The 16,754-nt window shown below is 70.1% G+C and carries 19 protein-coding genes and 3 pseudogenes; 6 read left to right on the top strand and 16 right to left on the bottom strand.

Annotation, left to right across the window (positions count from 1 at the left end; translation table 11 throughout):
• Positions 1 to 77: 77 nt before the first annotated feature.
• A complete protein-coding gene (locus tag ACGFNI_RS31925; protein WP_393688638.1) occupies positions 78 to 1,493 on the bottom strand; it encodes a class I SAM-dependent DNA methyltransferase in 1,416 nt (471 codons plus the stop codon).
• Between the two features lie 418 nt (positions 1,494 to 1,911).
• Complete coding sequence (locus ACGFNI_RS31920; protein WP_393688636.1) at positions 1,912 to 2,259, bottom strand: Uma2 family endonuclease; 348 nt, start codon at positions 2,257 to 2,259, stop codon at positions 1,912 to 1,914.
• A gap of 95 nt (positions 2,260 to 2,354) precedes the next feature.
• Between ACGFNI_RS31920 and ACGFNI_RS31915 the strand changes: the two genes are divergently transcribed.
• Positions 2,355 to 2,585, top strand: a complete 231-nt coding sequence (locus tag ACGFNI_RS31915) for a hypothetical protein (protein WP_393688634.1) — start codon at positions 2,355 to 2,357, stop codon at positions 2,583 to 2,585.
• A 28-nt stretch (positions 2,586 to 2,613) separates the two neighbouring features.
• On the opposite strand, the gene ACGFNI_RS31910 is transcribed toward ACGFNI_RS31915, so the two are convergent.
• A complete protein-coding gene (locus ACGFNI_RS31910) occupies positions 2,614 to 2,898 on the bottom strand; it encodes a hypothetical protein (protein ID WP_393688632.1) in 285 nt (94 codons plus the stop codon).
• A 179-nt stretch (positions 2,899 to 3,077) separates the two neighbouring features.
• Between ACGFNI_RS31910 and ACGFNI_RS31905 the strand changes: the two genes are divergently transcribed.
• Positions 3,078 to 4,913 carry an FAD-dependent oxidoreductase gene (locus tag ACGFNI_RS31905; protein WP_393688630.1) on the top strand — a complete coding sequence of 612 codons (1,836 nt, stop codon included), beginning with the start codon at positions 3,078 to 3,080 and terminating at the stop codon, positions 4,911 to 4,913.
• A 37-nt stretch (positions 4,914 to 4,950) separates the two neighbouring features.
• On the opposite strand, the gene ACGFNI_RS31900 is transcribed toward ACGFNI_RS31905, so the two are convergent.
• From ACGFNI_RS31900 to ACGFNI_RS31875, 6 genes and pseudogenes are all read right to left on the bottom strand, one after another.
• Positions 4,951 to 5,154 (bottom strand): acetyltransferase, encoded by a 204-nt coding sequence (locus ACGFNI_RS31900; RefSeq protein ID WP_393688628.1) that lies wholly within the window; start codon positions 5,152 to 5,154, stop codon positions 4,951 to 4,953.
• A 31-nt stretch (positions 5,155 to 5,185) separates the two neighbouring features.
• Positions 5,186 to 5,392 (bottom strand): annotated as a pseudogene (locus tag ACGFNI_RS31895) (hypothetical protein); the annotation flags it as partial.
• Positions 5,393 to 5,596 (bottom strand): annotated as a pseudogene (locus ACGFNI_RS31890) (hypothetical protein); the annotation flags it as partial.
• Positions 5,597 to 5,608: 12 nt separating this feature from the next.
• Positions 5,609 to 5,905, bottom strand: a complete 297-nt coding sequence (locus tag ACGFNI_RS31885) for a hypothetical protein (protein ID WP_393688626.1) — start codon at positions 5,903 to 5,905, stop codon at positions 5,609 to 5,611.
• A gap of 28 nt (positions 5,906 to 5,933) precedes the next feature.
• On the bottom strand, positions 5,934 to 7,304 hold the full coding sequence (locus ACGFNI_RS31880) for an MFS transporter (protein ID WP_393688624.1): 1,371 nt from the start codon (positions 7,302 to 7,304) through the stop codon (positions 5,934 to 5,936).
• 417 nt (positions 7,305 to 7,721) lie between these two features.
• Positions 7,722 to 8,462 carry a GNAT family N-acetyltransferase gene (locus ACGFNI_RS31875; protein WP_393688622.1) on the bottom strand — a complete coding sequence of 247 codons (741 nt, stop codon included), beginning with the start codon at positions 8,460 to 8,462 and terminating at the stop codon, positions 7,722 to 7,724.
• 139 nt (positions 8,463 to 8,601) lie between these two features.
• On the opposite strand from ACGFNI_RS31875, the gene ACGFNI_RS31870 reads away from it, so the two are divergent.
• The gene (locus ACGFNI_RS31870) at positions 8,602 to 10,098 is read left to right on the top strand and encodes a PLP-dependent aminotransferase family protein (protein WP_393688620.1); all 1,497 of its coding nucleotides are present in this window, start codon (positions 8,602 to 8,604) and stop codon (positions 10,096 to 10,098) included.
• Between the two features lie 2 nt (positions 10,099 to 10,100).
• Here the strand turns inward: ACGFNI_RS31870 and ACGFNI_RS31865 are convergent.
• Positions 10,101 to 10,767, bottom strand: a pseudogene (locus ACGFNI_RS31865) (ArsR/SmtB family transcription factor); the annotation flags it as partial.
• 65 nt (positions 10,768 to 10,832) lie between these two features.
• Here ACGFNI_RS31865 and ACGFNI_RS31860 point away from each other — a divergent pair.
• Both ACGFNI_RS31860 and ACGFNI_RS31855 read left to right on the top strand, forming a co-directional pair.
• Complete coding sequence (locus tag ACGFNI_RS31860; protein ID WP_393688618.1) at positions 10,833 to 11,642, top strand: isocitrate lyase/phosphoenolpyruvate mutase family protein; 810 nt, start codon at positions 10,833 to 10,835, stop codon at positions 11,640 to 11,642.
• Positions 11,643 to 11,744: 102 nt separating this feature from the next.
• Positions 11,745 to 12,098 (top strand): hypothetical protein, encoded by a 354-nt coding sequence (locus ACGFNI_RS31855; RefSeq protein WP_393688616.1) that lies wholly within the window; start codon positions 11,745 to 11,747, stop codon positions 12,096 to 12,098.
• Here ACGFNI_RS31855 and ACGFNI_RS31850 read toward each other — a convergent pair.
• The gene (locus ACGFNI_RS31850) at positions 12,040 to 12,441 is read right to left on the bottom strand and encodes an ArsR/SmtB family transcription factor (RefSeq protein WP_393688614.1); all 402 of its coding nucleotides are present in this window, start codon (positions 12,439 to 12,441) and stop codon (positions 12,040 to 12,042) included. The genes ACGFNI_RS31855 and ACGFNI_RS31850 overlap by 59 nt on opposite strands.
• A gap of 81 nt (positions 12,442 to 12,522) precedes the next feature.
• Here ACGFNI_RS31850 and ACGFNI_RS31845 point away from each other — a divergent pair, with 81 nt between their 5' ends.
• Positions 12,523 to 13,002, top strand: coding sequence for an ArsI/CadI family heavy metal resistance metalloenzyme (locus ACGFNI_RS31845; protein WP_393688612.1), 480 nt, complete (start codon positions 12,523 to 12,525; stop codon positions 13,000 to 13,002).
• Between the two features lie 215 nt (positions 13,003 to 13,217).
• On the opposite strand, the gene ACGFNI_RS31840 is transcribed toward ACGFNI_RS31845, so the two are convergent.
• The 5 genes from ACGFNI_RS31840 to ACGFNI_RS31820 all read right to left on the bottom strand — a co-directional run bounded on the left by ACGFNI_RS31840 (position 13,218) and on the right by ACGFNI_RS31820 (position 16,696).
• Positions 13,218 to 13,547: a hypothetical protein gene (locus ACGFNI_RS31840; RefSeq protein WP_393688610.1), complete on the bottom strand. Its 330-nt coding sequence runs from the start codon at positions 13,545 to 13,547 to the stop codon at positions 13,218 to 13,220.
• On the bottom strand, positions 13,544 to 13,759 hold the full coding sequence (locus ACGFNI_RS31835) for a hypothetical protein (protein ID WP_393688608.1): 216 nt from the start codon (positions 13,757 to 13,759) through the stop codon (positions 13,544 to 13,546). The genes ACGFNI_RS31840 and ACGFNI_RS31835 overlap by 4 nt, the downstream gene beginning before the upstream one ends.
• A gap of 670 nt (positions 13,760 to 14,429) precedes the next feature.
• Positions 14,430 to 15,932 carry an ABC1 kinase family protein gene (locus ACGFNI_RS31830; protein WP_393688606.1) on the bottom strand — a complete coding sequence of 501 codons (1,503 nt, stop codon included), beginning with the start codon at positions 15,930 to 15,932 and terminating at the stop codon, positions 14,430 to 14,432.
• A gap of 114 nt (positions 15,933 to 16,046) precedes the next feature.
• Positions 16,047 to 16,367: a polyhydroxyalkanoate synthesis regulator DNA-binding domain-containing protein gene (locus ACGFNI_RS31825; RefSeq protein ID WP_393688604.1), complete on the bottom strand. Its 321-nt coding sequence runs from the start codon at positions 16,365 to 16,367 to the stop codon at positions 16,047 to 16,049.
• Positions 16,364 to 16,696 carry a hypothetical protein gene (locus ACGFNI_RS31820; protein ID WP_393688602.1) on the bottom strand — a complete coding sequence of 111 codons (333 nt, stop codon included), beginning with the start codon at positions 16,694 to 16,696 and terminating at the stop codon, positions 16,364 to 16,366. Before ACGFNI_RS31820 ends, ACGFNI_RS31825 begins: the two co-directional genes overlap by 4 nt.
• Positions 16,697 to 16,754 lie beyond the last annotated feature (58 nt).

Here is a 16,754-nt window from a genome sequence, read left to right as displayed (position 1 = left end):
CAACGTGCGGTGACGGCCTGTACGCCGCCGCGGACGGTCAGCAGCCCGGGCAGCCTGCGGAGTCACCAGTTGGGGGATCAGCCGGTTTCGCCATGCAGCTCTGCGGCGAGCTCTTCGAACTCTTCAAGAGCGAGACGTAGATCATGCGCCACTTCCCGGGCAATCTCCTCAGGGAGCGCCAGCTGGCCGACGCCGGTCGGCTCCGTGGTCCATGTGAGGTCCAAGCGTGCCTGGTCCTGGTCCAGCACGTCCTGGACGTCGAAGCATCGAAAGAGGTCCGTCTCCACCCGGTCTGTGCGCGGTCGGCCCGGCAGATACACAGAAACGAAGTCGTCCAGGTCGCTCCGGAGAAGTGGGTCATTGCCGGGCGCGAACTGCCGGCCCGAGCGCAGGTCGTAGACCCAGACCTTGGCTGTCCGGGGGCGGTCGTCCGTGCGGTGTGACGGCCGGTCGAAGAAGACAACATTCGCCCTGATCCCGCCGCTGTGGAAGATCCCGGCAGGCAGCCTGAGCACGGTATGGACGTCGAACTGCTCGAGCAGATGCCGTCGCACGGTCTCGGCTGCGCCCGTGGCGAAAAGGATGTTGTCCGGTATGACGACCGCTGCACGCCCCGGCGTCGCCGTCAGCGACATGACGTGTTGCAGGAAGTTGACCTGCTTGTCAATCGACCCGGTCACGAAGTCTGCTCGCGTGTACGCGTCATGTCGGGCGGTGCTGAAGGGTCCGACCGGTACTGCTGCATGCCTGCCGAAGGGCGGGTGGGCGAGCACCAGTGAGGCCTGCCGGTCGGGCGGTTGAGCGAGAGCGTCGCCCACAGCGATCAGTGCCGGCTCCTCGGCAAAAGCCATGCCGTGCAGCAACAGGTTCGCCGTCACCAACTGGGCCGTGCGAGGCACCAGTTCGTATCCCCGGAATCGCTGTGCACGGTAGTAGCGAGCCCGTTCGTCGGAGGTTGCGCGGTCCAGCTGATGTTGTATGAGGTACTCGTGCACGCCGATCAGGAAGCCGCCCGTCCCACAGGCCGGGTCGGCGACGGTATCGGTCAGCTCCGGTTGGATCACCTCGACGATGGCGTCGATGAGCGGGCGTGGCGTGAAGTACTGGCCCGCACCGCTCCTGACATCGTTCATCGCCCTCTCCAGGAGGACGTCGTAGGCACCGCCCAGGACAACAGTGCCGTGCGCGCTCCATGTCGCCGCATCGAAGAGATCGCAAACAAGGCGGCGCAGCAGCCCTGCGTCGTGGATATGGTTCTGCGCACCGGCGAAGACGCCATCCAGCATGGTTCCGGCCCCGTGACGCGACCGGTGCGCGAGAACCTCGCTGAAATGGGCGACCAAATCGTCCCCCTGCCGCCAGGTCAGTGAACCCCACCCGTACGGTTCAGAGGGAGTCGGCCAGCATTCCCCGGCCATGGTGCGCCGCAGAATCAGCCATTCGTCCTCAAGCTTGAGCATCAGCAAATAGGTGAGCTGCTCAACAGCCTCCACGGTGGACAGCCCGCGGTCACACACACGGTGCAGTAGTCCACGAGCAGGTCGGTCACCCTCGCCACCTTGTCGTTCCATGCCGCCACCGGCCGGGAGACGGGAAGTGCAGCATCAGCGGCTCCTCCGACTCCGCGCTGCCCAGGACTGCCGTCTGGATCCGCCGCCTGTCGCCCCGCACGCCCCCACCTTTCATCCCAACTCATCCTGCCATCACAGGCGTTGGCCTCAGAAGCGATCACTGAATTCAAGCCGTGGCGTTGGATTTCGTGCGCTCCACGCCAGCCTGGCGAGCCCGGCCCCTGGTCGGTGATCTCTTCCGCGTTGGCCGGCGCTCCCCGAATTGGGCATGCGAGAGCCCTACCGTCTCCCCCGCCGGTAGGGCTCTCGGACAGCGTGCACGAGCGCGCTCGCGTGCGCCTCAGCCTCGCTGTGGCTGGGCGAGCCCGGCCGGGTCGATCTCGAAGGGGAACGGGTTCTTCATGTGGGTCACCACGCCCGGCAGTGCGGTCACCGTCTCCACGTAGCGGCCGCGGTTCAGCTCGCTGACGATCAGGCGCGGGGCCGGGTCGAATTCCAGGCGCCAGTAGTGCGGGACCGCGGCCTCGGCGTAGAGCAGCGGCTTGAGTTTGCGGTCCATGGTCTTGTTGCCGGGCGAGACCAGCTCGATGACCAGCTGCACCGCGTCGGCGTCGATGCTGACACCGTCATCGGCGGTGGCGCCCGCATCAGCGACGACGACGCCGGAACCCGTGTCTCCGCACGCCACCGTTCCCGCCAGCGGCGGTGAGACCGGCGAATCACTACCGTCACTGCCGCGTGGCCCGAGGTGCGGCCCGATCAGGCCGGGCGGACGCTGGGGCCATGGCCGCGCCCATCACCGTGCACCGTCTCGCACCAGCCGGCGGACGCCGCGTCACCGCGCACACCACCGGCCGAGTCCAGGTCCTCGGCGTCGCACACTCGGATCGTGACGTCCTCGAATTCGTTCGCCGCGCGAGCCTGGAAGACGACGACCAGGCACTGCTCGACGATCCGGCCTGGGTGCGGTGGACCGGCGATGAACCCCACGCCTGGGGATCCAACGACTGGTAGACGCCCCTACCCCTGCCGGGGCACACGGTCACTGGCCGTGCGGTTCGCTGCCTTGGCCCATCGCGGTGTGCAGCAGCCGGATCGTGGTGGCGGCTGCCGTCCTGGCTGTCTCGTCGTCGCTGGTGCGTGCGGATTCTTCCAGGAGTGCGGCGGCGGCCTGGAGGACGCCGACGTGGACCGGGACGGTCTCGATCGCCGCGAGCGCGGCGGCGGCCCGGTCCGCCGGCGACAGCGGTGAGGACTGTGGGATGAGGGTGGACACGCCGCGCCCCAGGGCGCGGTCGCGGGGCGGCGGAGCAGGGAGGGTCGTCACCGTGGAAGTCTCCCGTACCCGGGGCGGCTTGGATGCCGCAAGCCCGCATCACTGTGATGCCGAGCGCTCCTCACCCGGCGCTGAGGCTGACTCAATTCGCTTTGCGTTTGTGAGGATACCGTGAGTGACAGGAGAGAGGGCTTCCGGCTTCCGGGGCCCCTCTCTACGCTCCGGTACTCATGACGACGGAACACGCGCAGCAGTCGGAAGGGCGCAACGGGCACAGCCGCAGACGCTTCCTGGCGGCGACCGGGGCAGCGGTCGCAGGAGTCGCCGGCGAGGTAGCGGTCGGCACCTTAGGGGCTACCGACAGCGCCGCCGCGGCCTCCGCCGGCAAGCGCGTCGCCGTCCTCGGCGGCGGAGTCTCCGGCCTCAGCGCCGCCCACGAACTTGCCGAACGCGGCTACGCGGTCACGGTCTACGAGTACTACGACACCCTCGGCGGCAAGGCTCGCTCGATGGACGTCCCCGGGACCGCGACGGGCAGCCGCAAGCCGCTTCCCGGCGAGCACGGCTTCCGCTTCTTCCCCGGCTTCTACCGGAATCTGCCGGACACCATGCGCCGTATCCCCTTCACCGGCAATGCGAACGGCGTCCACGGCAACCTCCGCAGTGGTACGGAGGCGCTGTTCGCGCGCGGCTCGGGCCGCCCGGACCTGCACTTCCCGCTCCGCCGGGTCACCACTGCGCCCGCCCTCGACGACCTCACCCCGTCCTGGATCCGCGACCAGATCCTTTCGGTGCTGGACCTTGCCACTCACCTGCCCGCCCATGAGGCCGCCTACTTCGCCAACCGCCTCCTGGTCCACCTCACCAGCTGCGACGCCCGCCGCGATGGCCAGTGGGAGAAGGTCACCTGGTGGGACTTCATCCGGGCCGGCGAGATGAGCCGCGAGTACCAGGTACTCCTCGGCATCGGCCAGACCCGCAACCTCGTCGCCACCCGCGCCGAGATCGCTTCCACCCGCACCGTCGGCCGCGTCATCATCGAGGCCCTCCTCCTGTGGGGCCTGCTCGGCCGCGGCATGGACGGCGACGCGGACATCGACCGGGTGCTGAACGCCCCGACCAGTGAGGCGTGGATCGACCCCTGGGAGGCACATCTGCGCTCCCTGGGCGTCGAGTTCGCGCTCGGCACCGAGGTCCGGGAGGTGGTGTACGGCGGCGGCCGGGTGACCGGCGTACGAGTGGCGGCGCGCGACGGCAGCCGGCAACGTACCATCACCGCCGACCACTACGTCTGCGCTCTCCCCGTCGAGCACGCGCGCGCGACCTGGGGCCCGGCCCTGCGCGCCGCCGACCCGCAGCTCGGACGGTGCGACGCGCTGAAGGCGGACTGGATGACCGGCGTGATGTTCTACCTGCGCACACCCACCCCCGTCGTGCACGGCCACATCAACTGCCTCGACTCACCATGGGCGGTCACCGCAATCGGCCAGACGCAGTTCTGGGACGTCCGGGACTTTTCCCGCGACTACGGGGACGGTCAGGCCCACGAATGCCTTTCCACGATCATCTCCGAGTGGGACAAGCCCGGCATCCTGTACGGCAAGACGGCCCGTGAATGCACCAAGGAAGAGATCGTCGCCGAACTGTGGGCCCAGCTGAAGGACGGGCTGAACGACTCCGGCAAGACGACGCTCAGGGACGAGGACCGGCTCGGCTGGTTCATGGACCCGGCGGTGACGGGCCTCGGCGGCCCCGACCCGCAAAACCGCGAACAACTCCTCATCCACCCCACCGGAACCCTCTTCCACCGCCCGTCGGCGAGGACAGCGGTGCCGAACTTCTTCCTCGCGGGCGACTACGTCCGTACGGATGTGGACCTGGCGACCATGGAGGGCGCCAACGAATCCGCACGACGCGCCGTCAACGCACTTCTGGACGCAGACAATTCGGGCTCCGAACGGTGTCACATCTGGGAGTTGTACCGACCGCCGGAGATGGAGCCCCTGAAGCGGGTCGACGCGGTGCGCTATCGACTGGGGCTGCCCAACACCTTCGACCTCGGGTAGCACCCGGCACCAGGATCCGGCGGAGTGGGCGTCGGGCTCAGCCCGGCAGATCGCGGACCAGCATGCTGTAGACGGGAGCATCTGCGAACGGCTGCTGGTCACCGATGCAGCGATACCCCCACTCCTCATAGCGGCGCTGTACTGCCCCATGCGTGGCGTCGACGAGCAGAGTCGCCCGGTCCTCCGGGCGGCCGTCCGGCAGAGCTTCGTGGATCCGTGCTGCCTCACCAGTCCCCGCCATCCATGGCGGACCATCAGCTCGAAGACCGCGAACGTACGGTGGCGGTGCGCAGTCCGTCGTAGGTCAGCTCGCGCAGGAGGTCGCGTCGGAGTTCGCCGGCGGCGGCGAGGGTCTGCACCATGACCTTCACGGTGGACAGCAGCTCTCCGGTGCGCGGGTGGCGGGCGGTGAGGTCCATCGCGGAGAACGCGCCGTCGTGGATGCGCAGCGCCACCTGGCCGTGGAGGACGTCGAGCACGTCGAGGAAGCCGGTCCAGGCGTTCACCTCGAACGAGAGGACCGGCAGGTCGATCTTCGGGAGCATCTTCTCGACCCGCCCCCGCAGCCAGGTCAGTGACTTCGGCGCGCCGAGCGTGCCGAGCCCCGCGACGTTCAGTTTCAGCCGCCCGTCGTCCTGCACCTCGATGGAGACCTTCGCCGCCGGTCCCGCCTCCTGAAGGCGCCATGATCGTTCTCAGCGCCAACGGCTGTACCAATAGCCCCTGCCCGCCGTCGTAGACGTGGAGCGCGCACGTCTCCGGGCGGGCCTGTCTGCCTCGTCGTACGCGGACAGCACGCGCTCGATCCGCTCCCGCAGCCACACGGGGCTGTCCTCGCGTACGTCCCACCGATCCTCGACGGGGGTGAGGGTGGCGGCGGAGCCGGCGACGGCGTCGACCAGGTGCACGACCTCGCCGGCGGTCGTCGTCCGCGCGTCCGGCACAGCGCACTGGGCCGAGGAAGCGTAGGTGGAACGCATGGCGGTGGACATGAGGCGCGGGCCTTCGCGATCCGGGAGGCTAAGGCACGCGTTCGCGCAGCGCGAGCACGGTGGCGGCTCCGGCCAGGGTGAGGCAGGCGGAGACGGCGAAGGCCAGGTCTGCGCCATGGGCCGGCCGTCCCGGGAAGGCGGTGGCGACGGTGATGGTCAAGGCGACCCCTACCGCGGATCCGATGTACCGGGCCGTGTTGTTGGCGCCGGAGCCCATCGCGGCCCGCTCGGGCGGCACGCTGTCCACGGCAAGGCGTGGCAAAGCGGCGTTGAGCAGACCTGTGCCGATCCCGGATACCACGATGCCGGGCACCAGCCGCGGCCAGGCGCCCGCGGGTACGGCGCCGAGCATGGCGAGCGCGCCCGCCGCGTTCAGGACGAATCCGAGGGCGAGTTGGTGGCGGGCGGAGACGCGGTGCGCCAGCCGCCGAACCTGCAACGCCACTACGGAGGAGATGCCCGCCCACAGCAAGAGCAGCCATGCCACGCCGAGCGCCGGGATGCCGATGGTCTCCTGCAGCACGGCGGGCAGGAAGCTGTACAAGCCGATCACGCCGAGACCGGTGAACAGCGCGCCGGCGATCGACGCGAGGAACAGGGGCCGACGCAGGAGCGACAGGTCGATCATCGGGGTCGTGCTGCGCCGCTCGATCCGCGCGAACACCGCGGCCGGCACCACCGTCGCTACGACCAACGAGACCACCGGTGCGCGCAACCAGCCATCCCGCCCCAGCGTCAGCGCGCTGAGCAAGGTGGCGAGCGCCGCTCCCAGCGCCAGGGCACCGGGCAGATCGGGCCGGCCGCCGCGCGGACTTTGGGATTCGCCGAGGACGCGGGCGGCAGCGGCGACCACGAGCAGGCCGACGGCGGCGAAGACCACGTACCCCAGGCGCCAGTCGACTTCGGCGAACCCGCCGGCGATCAGCGGACCGGTGGCGGTGCCTGCGCTGAACGACGCGCCCCATATCCCCAGTGCACGTACGCGTACGTGGCCGGCCGGGTAGGCGTGTGCGATCAGGCCGAGGCTGCTGGAGATGATCAACGCGCACGCCGCGCCCAGGGCGACACGGCCCAGGGTGAAAGTGAGTGTGGAGGTGGCGAGCGCGCCGAGACCGGTGGCCAGGCTCATCGCCGCGGTGCCGATGAGGAAGGCGCGCCGCCGGCCGTAGTCGTCCGCGAGGCTGCCCGCGACGAGCAGGAGAGCCACCAGGCCCAGAGGTGTCCCGTTGAGCAGCCATGCCTGCTCGGAAACGGGGGTGTGGAAGTCCGTCGCCATGGCGTGCAGCGTGAGCATCGGCGCGTTGTAGTCCATCAGCGCGATCACGGTGACGAGCGCCGTGAGGACGAGGACGCCTCTGGGGCGGTGGGCTGTCTGCTGCTGTGCTTGCGCACGCTCCACCGGCCGGGGCCGGGCGGGGCCGGGCGGGTGTCATGTGGATTCCTGGGTTCGGTGGCTGAGCTTACGGTTCCGGCCTGCGGTGGTCGGCAGGCCGGCGGGTTCGTGCCCGACAGCACCGGTCAGCGAGGGGGCCGGGATCTCCCGCTGGGGGATCCTGCCGCGTGCCCTCTTCGGGGACGTCGACGTGGATGATCCGCCGCGGGCACCTCTGCAGCGCCACGCGGTCTTCAACGGATAGGCGAGGGGTCTGGGTCTTGCTCGGCGCCCCGTCGGAGCATCACGCCGGCGGCCACCTCGTCGCCGAGCGTTCGTGCGGGATACCGAGGACCTCCACGTCTTGCAGGTCGGGGTGTTGGCAGAGAACATCATCGGACTCGCGTGGAGGCGCCGAGCGCCTGCGGCATCCGGTGTCGAACCTCAGAGCGCCCGCTCCGCCTCGGGGTTCGCATCGCAGGCGCGTACAGCGGACAGGGAGTGCTTCTGCCGGCCGTCCGCGTCGAAGTTGTCCGGCGAAAGCCACTCCCGCAGCGCCTTGCCGACCTGGGGCCACTCGGAGTCGATGACGGAGTACCAGGCGGTGTCCCGGCTGCGGCCCTTGTAGACCACGGCTTGGCGGAAGATCCCCTCGAAGGTGAAACCGAGCCGCTGTGCCGCCCTGCGCGAGGGCTCGTTGAGGCTGTCGCACTTCCACTCGTAGCGCCGGTAGCCAAGCTCGTCGAAGACGTAGGACATCAGCAGGAACTGTGCTTCCGTCGAGATCGGGGTCTGCTTGAGCAGGGGCGAGAACGCCACGTTTCCCACCTCGACGACGCCGTTGGACGGGTCTTGGCGCATCAGGGAGAGGGTGCCCACCGCCTTGCCGCTGCGCAGGTCGATGACCGCGTAGTGCAGAGGGTCGTCCGCCTGCGTCACCGTCACCACGTAGCCGCGGTAGTCGTCCCGGCTCCCGAACGGACCGGCCATCATGTATGTCCAGTCCCTGCCGTCCGCCGCGCGTGCGTAGGCGGAGTACAGGTCGTCGGTGTGCCGGTCGGCGTCCAGCGGTTCCACCCGGCAGAAGCGGCCGTCGAGGGTGACCCGGGCGGACGCCGGACGGACCGTCCAGTCGGGCAGCGGGTGGCCGATGGGCTGGCCGTATTCATTCAGACGTGCGGACATTCTCTTCTCTCGCTTCGTGTCGGTTGCTGCCAGGCTAGGCAACTAGTGGACCCCCGGTAAGGTCCACAGTTGGGCCATTCCATGGATCCACAAAGTCCGGCCCTGGGGAGGCGGGCGTCGTACGAGGGGAGACGGAGCAGTGTCGACCTCCAGCAGCGAGGCCCTGGGGCCGCAACTCGACTTCCTCCAGCAGGAACCGCTGTCCCGAGCCCGCGACGGGGAGTCCCTGCAAAAGCAGCTCCTGCACCGCATCCGCACCGCCGTCCTCGACGGCCGGCTGCCCGCCGGCAGCCGCCTGCCGGGCTCGCGCACCCTCGCCAGAGGGCTCGGGATCTCCCGCAACACCGTGACGCTCGTCTACGACGTGCTGGGCACCGAGGGCTACATCGAGCTCAGCAGACAAGGAACGCGGGTCGCCGCGCTGGCCCGACCGGAGCCCGACAGCCACGCCCACCACGCCCCCGCCCCACCCACGGTGTCGCAGCGCAGCGCCCGGATCCGCAAGCCCCTCCTGGGAGGCGCCGACTCCCTCGCCTTCACGCCGGGGGTGCCCGCCCTGGCCCAGTTCCCGCTGGCGGCCTGGCGACGCTCCCTCGGCCGGACGCTCCAGCAGAGCGGAACGGGTCTGCTGGGCTACGGCCCGCCCCAGGGGGAGCCGGCGCTGAGAACCGCCGTCCTGCGCCACCTCGCGCTGGCCCGCGGCGTGCGCTGCGCCCCGGAGCAGGTCGTCATCACGGAGGGAGCGCAGGAGGCGCTCTCGCTGTGCGTCCGGCTGGTCACCGACCCGGGAGACACCGCCTGGATCGAGGACCCCGGCTACCGCGGCGCACAGACCGCACTGGCCTCCGGCGACCTGGACGTCCTCCCCCTGCCGGTCGACGCGGGGGGCCTGCGCATCTCCGCGGCCGACTGGAGGGACCGCCCACCGCGCCTCGTCTACACCACCCCCGCGCACCAGTACCCGACGGGTTCGGTCCTCACGGCCTCCCGGCGCCTCGACCTGATCGAGAAGTGCCGCGACCACGGTGCCTGGATCATGGAGGACGACTACGACAGCGAATTCCGCCACAGCGGAGAACTCCTGGCCTGCATGCAGGGCATGACGCCGAACGCACCCGTGTTCTACGTGGGCACCTTCAGCAAGACGCTGTTCCCCTCGCTGCGCCTGGGATTCCTCGTGCTGCCCGAGGCTCTGGTCGACCAGGCGGCACCGGTCGTGGACGAGATGCTGCGCGGCGGGCACCGCTGCGAGCAGCTGGCCTTGGCGCACTTCATGGAGAGCGGCCAGTACAGCAGGCACCTCGCACGCATGCGCCGCCTGTACCGCAGCCGCCGGGACGCGCTCAGGGCGGCGCTGGCCGAACACCTCGACGTGCCGCACACCGTGACCGGCGGCGACAGCGGCATGCACCTGACGGTCCGGCTGCCGGCGGACTTCCCGGATCAGCGCGTGGTCCGGGCCGCCCGGCAGCACCGGATGGCCCCCTGGCCCCTGTCCCGCTCCTCGCTGCTCGCGGACTCCGCCCACAACGGGCTCGTCCTGGGATACGGCAACACCCCCGAGTCATCGTTCGTACCCGGCGTGCGACAACTCGCGCACCTGATCAGGAAGTCCGGCTTCGAGGGACGTGGCTGAAACTTGGCGCCCAGCAGCTCCCGGAAGGCTTCGGCCCCCTGCGGTGTCACCTTCACAGCGCGCCCGGAGCCGACTCGCCGCACCCACTGCTGGTCCAGCGCCGTGGCGCACGGGGCCGCCCCCAGCGCTCCGGCGAGATGGGGGCGACGCTCGGTCCAGTCCAGGCAGGCCCGCACGAGGGGCCGCCGAGAGCCCGGAGGCCGCCTGTAGCCCACGGCGTCGGCCGGCCATGCCCGGCCCTCCAGGGTGACCGCGAGCCCGGAGTCAGTGACGACCAAGCCTCGGGCGATCACCGCGTCTGCCAGGGGCACACCCAGCCGCCCCGCCAGTTGGTCGTAGTAGGTACGGTCCCGTGCTTCCGCACTGAGCCGCGCCGGCTCGCGCAGACTCTGCGGAGCGGGATGTCCGGCGCGTACGAGGAGAGGGCTTCGATCAGGGCGGCTGCCTCCGGGCCTGCCAGCCGGACGTAGCGGTGCCGACCTTGCGTTCCTCGATCAGCAGTCCGCCCGCGATGAGCCGGGAGAGCTGCTCGCCGGCAGTGGACGGCCGCATCCCCGCGTGCCGAGCGAGCTCGCCCGCTGTCCGGGCGCGGCCGTCGAGCAGCGCCTGGCAGAAGGCGGCCCGGGTGCGGTCGGCGAACAGGCCAGCGGTCTCGGCGAGCGGGGGCATGAAGTCATAATGCCGCAGGCACAGTTCGGAGGATGCCGAACCGTTCCGGCCCTAGCCTTAGCGCCATGACGCACAGCATGTCGCCGACCGCCTTCGCCCGCCTGCACCACCAGGCCACGCCGCTGCTGCTGCCCAATGCCTGGGACTACGCCTCAGCGGCCCTTCTGGCGGCACAGGGCTTCCAGGCGATCGGCACCACAAGCCTCGGCGTGGCTGCGACCGCCGGCCTGCCGGACGGGGCGGCGGCGACCGTCGAGGAGACCTTGGCTCTGGCCCGCCGACTCGGACAGGGCTCCTTCCTGTTCACCGTCGACACCGAAGGGGGCTTCAGCGATGACCCCGAGGAAGTGGCCGAGCTGGCCAGAAGGCTTTACGACGCAGGCGCCGCGGGAATCAACATCGAAGACGGCCGCCCGGACAGCACCCTCGCCCCCGTGGAACTACACGCCGCGAAGATCGCCGCCGTCAAGGCCGCCGTGCCCGCACTGTTCGTGAACGTTCGCACCGACACCTACTGGCTCGGACGCCAGGAGGAAGAGACCGCAAGGCGCCTCGCGGTGTACGAACAGGCCGGCGCGGACGGGGCATTCGTGCCAGGGCTGTCAGATCCGGACAGGATCGCCGCCCTCACGGCAACCCTCACCGTGCCACTGAACATCCTGTACACACCGACCGGACCCGCCCTCGCCGACCTGGCCACACTCGGCGTGCGCAGGATCAGTCTCGGCTCTTTGCTCTACCGCAACGCCCTGGCGGCGGCCGTGACCACCGCGACCGCCACCCGCGACGGCCTGCCCGTGGAACGCGCACCCCTCTCCTACGCGGAGGTGCAGGCGCTGGCGGCCCTTTGTGGGACGCCGCGGAGATCCATGTGAGGCCCCAGCCACCTGGAATGCGCGCCCGGCTGCGATCACTCGCCGTCGGGACTCGAAGGCGTCGACGAGGAGAAGCTGACGGCGGACGCGCTGTGGGAGGCGGTGACCGGCAAGCCGGGCACCCGGGCCTGGTTCGAGGGCGTGCACATCACCTGCCGCAGCCCGGAGTCGGAGGCGGCCCGCAAGGAGCACTACCAGCAGATCTACGCCCCTGCGCAGGAGCGGCGGAAGCAGGCGAAGACCGAGCCAGCCACCGAGGCACAGGTGAAGTACCTGACCACGCTCGCGGAGAAGGTCGGCAAGGAGCGGTTCGACGCCGAGTTCGCCAAGGTGATCAAGGGCAGCGACATCGCTCCGCGGGCTCCCCGGCAGCGGTGCGCGACGGCCGCGAAGCGGCTCACGAGGCGGCTCCTGCGGGCGCGGTCTCGGCCGGCGGTTGTCCGGCGGGGCGGGTGAGAATCGCGGCGAGTCGGTCGGTCATCTGCGGAAGCAAGCGGTAGTACACCCACGTTCCGCGCCGCTCGGAGTCGATGAGTCCGGCCTGCTTCAGCAGCTTCAGGTGATGGGAGATCGTCGGCTGCGACAGCTCGAAGGCCGGGGTGAGGTCGCAGACGCAGACTTCCCCGCCCGCCCGGGAAGCGATCATCGACAGCAGCCGCACCCGCACCGGGTCGCCCAGCGCCTTGAACACCTTCGCCAGGTCGGCGGACTGGCCCTCGTCCAGCGGGGCGGTCAGCAGCGCGGGACAGCTCCCCCCGGCACTGCCCTGGCCGAGCGCCACAAGCTCTTGTTTCGACATGTTTCTATGTTGATGTTCTTCAATCCAAGACGCAAGCTTGCATCGACAGGTGTCAATGCAACGTGATCGAGGAGAACCGTCATGCCCCGTGTTCAGCTCGCCCTCAATGTCGCCGACCTCGAAGCCTCGGTGACCTTCTACGCCAAGCTGTTCGGCGTCGAGCCCGCCAAGCGCCGGCCCGGCTACGCCAACTTCGCGGTCACCGAGCCGCCGCTCAAGCTCGTCCTCATCGAGGGCGAGCCCGGTCAGGACACCCGTCTGGATCACCTCGGCGTCGAAGTCGACTCCACGGAGACGGTCACCGCCGTCACCGACCGGCTCAAGGAGGCAGGGCTCGCCACATTCGAGGAGAACGACACCTCCTGCTGCTACGCCCTCCAGGACAAGGTCTGGGTCCATGGCCCCGGCCGCGAACCCTGGGAGGTCTACGTCGTCAAGGCCGACGCCGACCAGATGGGCAAGAGCCCTGCGCTCGACGGCAGTGACGCCTGCTGCACCAGCGCTCCGGCGGAGACGGGCGAGCCTGCCCCGGCGGCAACGGCCTGCGGTTGCGGAAGCTGACCGGTTTCGTCCACACCCCTCACCCGCCGTCGCCGCCTGCTCCGTCTTCTCCTGAGGGAGCGGTTCGGACAAGAGCCGGTGGGCGAGGAACGCGTACTTCGTGGCGGTGGCCTCGGAGAGGTCGAAGACCGAGGTCAGGTGGAGTGGGTCGGCCCCGGTGGCGAGGGCCTCGCCCAGGACGCGGTCAACGCGGATGCGGTCCAGGCTCACGCCATTCATGGTGAGCTGCCGCTTGAGGAAGTAGACCTCACCTGGCCGGTGCCGTTCGCGGTCCGACGGGAAACCACGACGTGCCGGTTGAGGGTGTGCGGCCAGCGCATTCGCCGTTCGGCGAGCCAGGCCCGCAGGGCGGCCCGGGTGAGTGCTCCCATCGGCTGGACGTTGCTGACGATGGTGATGCGGCCCTGGCAGAGGTCCAGGTCGTCGAGCTGGAGCGCCCGGATTGTCTCGCTCCGGGCGGCGTGGACGGCGGCCAGGGCGACAGCGAGGCGCGCGGCAGGGTTCGCGGCGGTGATCTGAGCGTGGGTGACCTCGGCGTCGGTCATCGGGGTGACGGACCGGGGCTGCGATGGCCGACGCGGATCCCGCGCATGGGGTCGGTGAAGACGCATCGGTGCTGCTTGGCGTAGCGGAAGAGAGAGCGCAGGGAGGTGACCGCGGAGGTGTACTGGCTGCCGCGAAGGTCGGCGACCGTGTCCATCACGTCCTCGCGGGTGATTGCCCGGAGCTGGCCTCGGTGGGCGGCCCACTCTTCCACGATCGGCCGGACAGCTCCGAAGTAGCGGTGCAGGGTGCCCGGGGCCGGGTGCGGGCGTCGCCGTCCAGCAGCCAGAGAAGCCAGTCCTCGATGTCCCCGGCGAAACCGGCGGGCAGGCCAGCCGTCTGGCGCTCGATCCAATCCCGTGCGGTCGGTCGGTATTGCCGTCCGGCGCCATCACCGGGCACACCCTGATCCCGCCGATACTGGTCGACCTGCGCCCCTGACGGACCGTGCGCCGGCGTCATGCCCGCGTGCGCTCTTGCGCTGGACGACGAGATGGCCGCCGCCCTCGCTGCCGCCCCCGCCGACAGCTCCGCCCCTCCTACCGCATCCCACCCGAGCGCGACACCGCCCCGGGCGAACGCCGCGCACAGGCTCGAAGCGTCCTCGCGGGCGCCACCAAAGCCGTCCACGGCACCGAAGCGCTCTCCGAACTCCTGCGTATCCGGCCCTGCCCGACCTGCGTCAGCAGCGCTCTACCGCCGCCGGAACGGTAGCGACGGCCTTCAGCACCCGCGACGAAGCCGCCCGCCGTCTGGGCATGGCCACCCAGCCCCTGCGCAACATCCTCTAGAAGCCGTTGACGTCGAGAGCCTTCGGCGGGCGCCGTATCATCCGCCGCGAAACCAACGAATATATGTGCCTGGCGACCGGCGACCACGCGCGGTTACTTTCTGCGGCTGCTCCAGATGATGGCGGTGGCCAGGATCAGTGCCGCGCGGGTGTAGTGCGGGTTGGTGGAGGGCTGACGGGGGCCTGGTTTCCCCCCGCCTGTCGCGATTCGCAGGGTGAGGTCGTTATCGGCGAGGTTGCGCAGGATTCCGCGTCCCTGCTGGAGGCTTCCGGGGGCGGCGATCATGAGTTCGAGTGCGGTGCGGGCGGCTTGCTGTTCGGAGAGAGTCTCCTGGGCGAGGCCGAACATGATGGTGCGCAGGTTCTCGGCGAAGACGTCGGTGATCGACAGTTCGGGGCACAGGTGGCGGATGGATCCTTCGAGGTTGGCGAAGGATTTTCCGAGGAGGGCGATGACGGGGCTGGACTGGATGCCGCGTCGGGTGGCGCAGGTGAGAACGGCGGTGAGGGTGACGCCGAAGTTGAGGTCCTCCAGCGAGGCGGAGGTGACTTTCGGCACGAGGGCGGCCATGTCGGTGCGAAAGCCCGCCAGGTCCGCCCAGGGGGTGGGCTGTCCCATCTCGGTCCAGGTCTTCGCCAGCCCGGTGCCGTCGTTGGCGGCCACGTTGAGCAGGGCCAGGACGAGGCTCCGGCTGACGTTGGCCTCGATGCGGCCGACCATGCCCCAGTCGATCAGGTGGGCCGGCTGCCCGGGGGCGACGAAGACGTTCCCCGGGTGGGGATCGGCGTGGAAGTAGCGGTCGAGGAAGAACCCCCGGAACATGAACGCCATCAGGTCCCGCCCGATACCGGAGCGCTCGTCGGCCGTGAACGCCTCGGGCTCGGCGTCGCGGACCGAGGTGCCGGGGGCGAGGGACTGCACCAGGACCCGCCGGGTGGGGTCGAGCAGGACGAGGGGGACGGTCAGGTGTTTGACGTCCTCGGTCAGGCGGAGGGCGATGCGCATGTGGGCGGCCTCCTTACGGAAGTCGCTCTCGCCCTCCATGGCGTCGAAGAGCACCCCGAGCATGGCCGGCAGGTCGATCACCGTGGTGAACCGGGGTGCGGCCCGAGCGGTCACGCGGGCCATCCGCCGCAGGACAGCCATGTCCTGGGCCATGACCGTCTCCACGCCAGGGCGCTGGATCTTCACCGCGGCCGGAGTGCCGTCGGCGAGAACGGCGCGGTAGACCTGGGCCAGTGACGCCGCCCCGAGCGGTGTGTCGGTGTCGATCTCGCGGAACAGGCGTGGCCAGCGGGCCCCGAAGTCCTGGGCCAGTACGGGCTCGAAGACGTGGAACGGCTCCGGGGTGACCTGGTCGTGGAGCTGCCCCAACTCCGCAATCATCGCCGGGGGCACGAAGTCGGGGCGAGTGGAGAGCATCTGCCCGACCTTGATGTAGAACGGCCCGAGCGACTGCAGCGCCTCCCGCACCGCCCGCGCGCGCTCTTGCCGCTCCTCCCCGGTACCGGCACCGCCTCCGTGCCCGGACCGGCGCACCTCTTCCACGAGCAGACGGCCCAGCACACCGGCCACATACCGGGCGCGAGCGGACACACAGCCTCCAAGAACAAGCCACGTACGCCGTTACCAGGGAACTCGCGCTCGTCGCGGACAGGCCGCCGCCAACGGCTCCGGCCGCGACCGGGGCGTCTGTCCGCGGTCTCTCGCCTACCCGTTCCAGCCGGAAGAGGAGCCGTCACCGACCGCATCGGACAGCAGCCCCACCGTGCCCGGCGACCGGCCGACCGGCCGAGCAACCCCGGGCGCGGCCGGGGCAAGAGCGGTGAGGAGCACCTGGGCAAGGACCTGGTAGGTGCACTCACTGCCGCTCTCGCCGTCCCTGACCCGGAAACGGCTTCCGCGCCGCACCTCGCCGGCCAGCCCCTCCACAGTGACCGGTCGACGCGTGAGCGTGTCGAACAGCCGCCCGCCTTCCGTTCGGACGAGGAGGCGCTCCACGTCGGTGCCCGCTACGGCCCATGCGGTCACGCACGTGCCACCGGGGACCGGTCTCCCACCGACTCCTGCGCGGGCGGCGTGGCCTCGGCCAGGCGGCCGATCCTCTCCTGCAGCACGGCCAACTCCGCCCGCGCCTGGCGCAGCTCCTCTGCCCGGGCCTCTTCGCCCCGGGGGGCCTCGCGGGTGTAAGCGATGTCCTTGTCCTCCTCGTCCTCTTCCAAGAGGAGGACGACCGTCTCGCGGAACTTGCCGTCCACCCGCGCCGCGCAGTCGAGGAGATCGTAGGCACCGTCCCTGAAGCCGTCCATGACAGTGCCGGCGAACTTGATGATGGCGTGACGCGGCCAGGGCTCGCTCATGAGAAATTGCTCCTTCTGCTCGGGTCCGCCGTAGACGACGGCTCCGGTGAAAGTTGTT

The organism is Streptomyces sp. NPDC048644 (assembly GCF_043199105.1).
Taxonomy (GTDB): Bacteria; Actinomycetota; Actinomycetes; order Streptomycetales; family Streptomycetaceae; genus Streptomyces.
The sequence above is the reverse complement of the archived record's forward strand: the minus strand, read 5'-3'. Positions and strand labels throughout refer to the sequence as shown.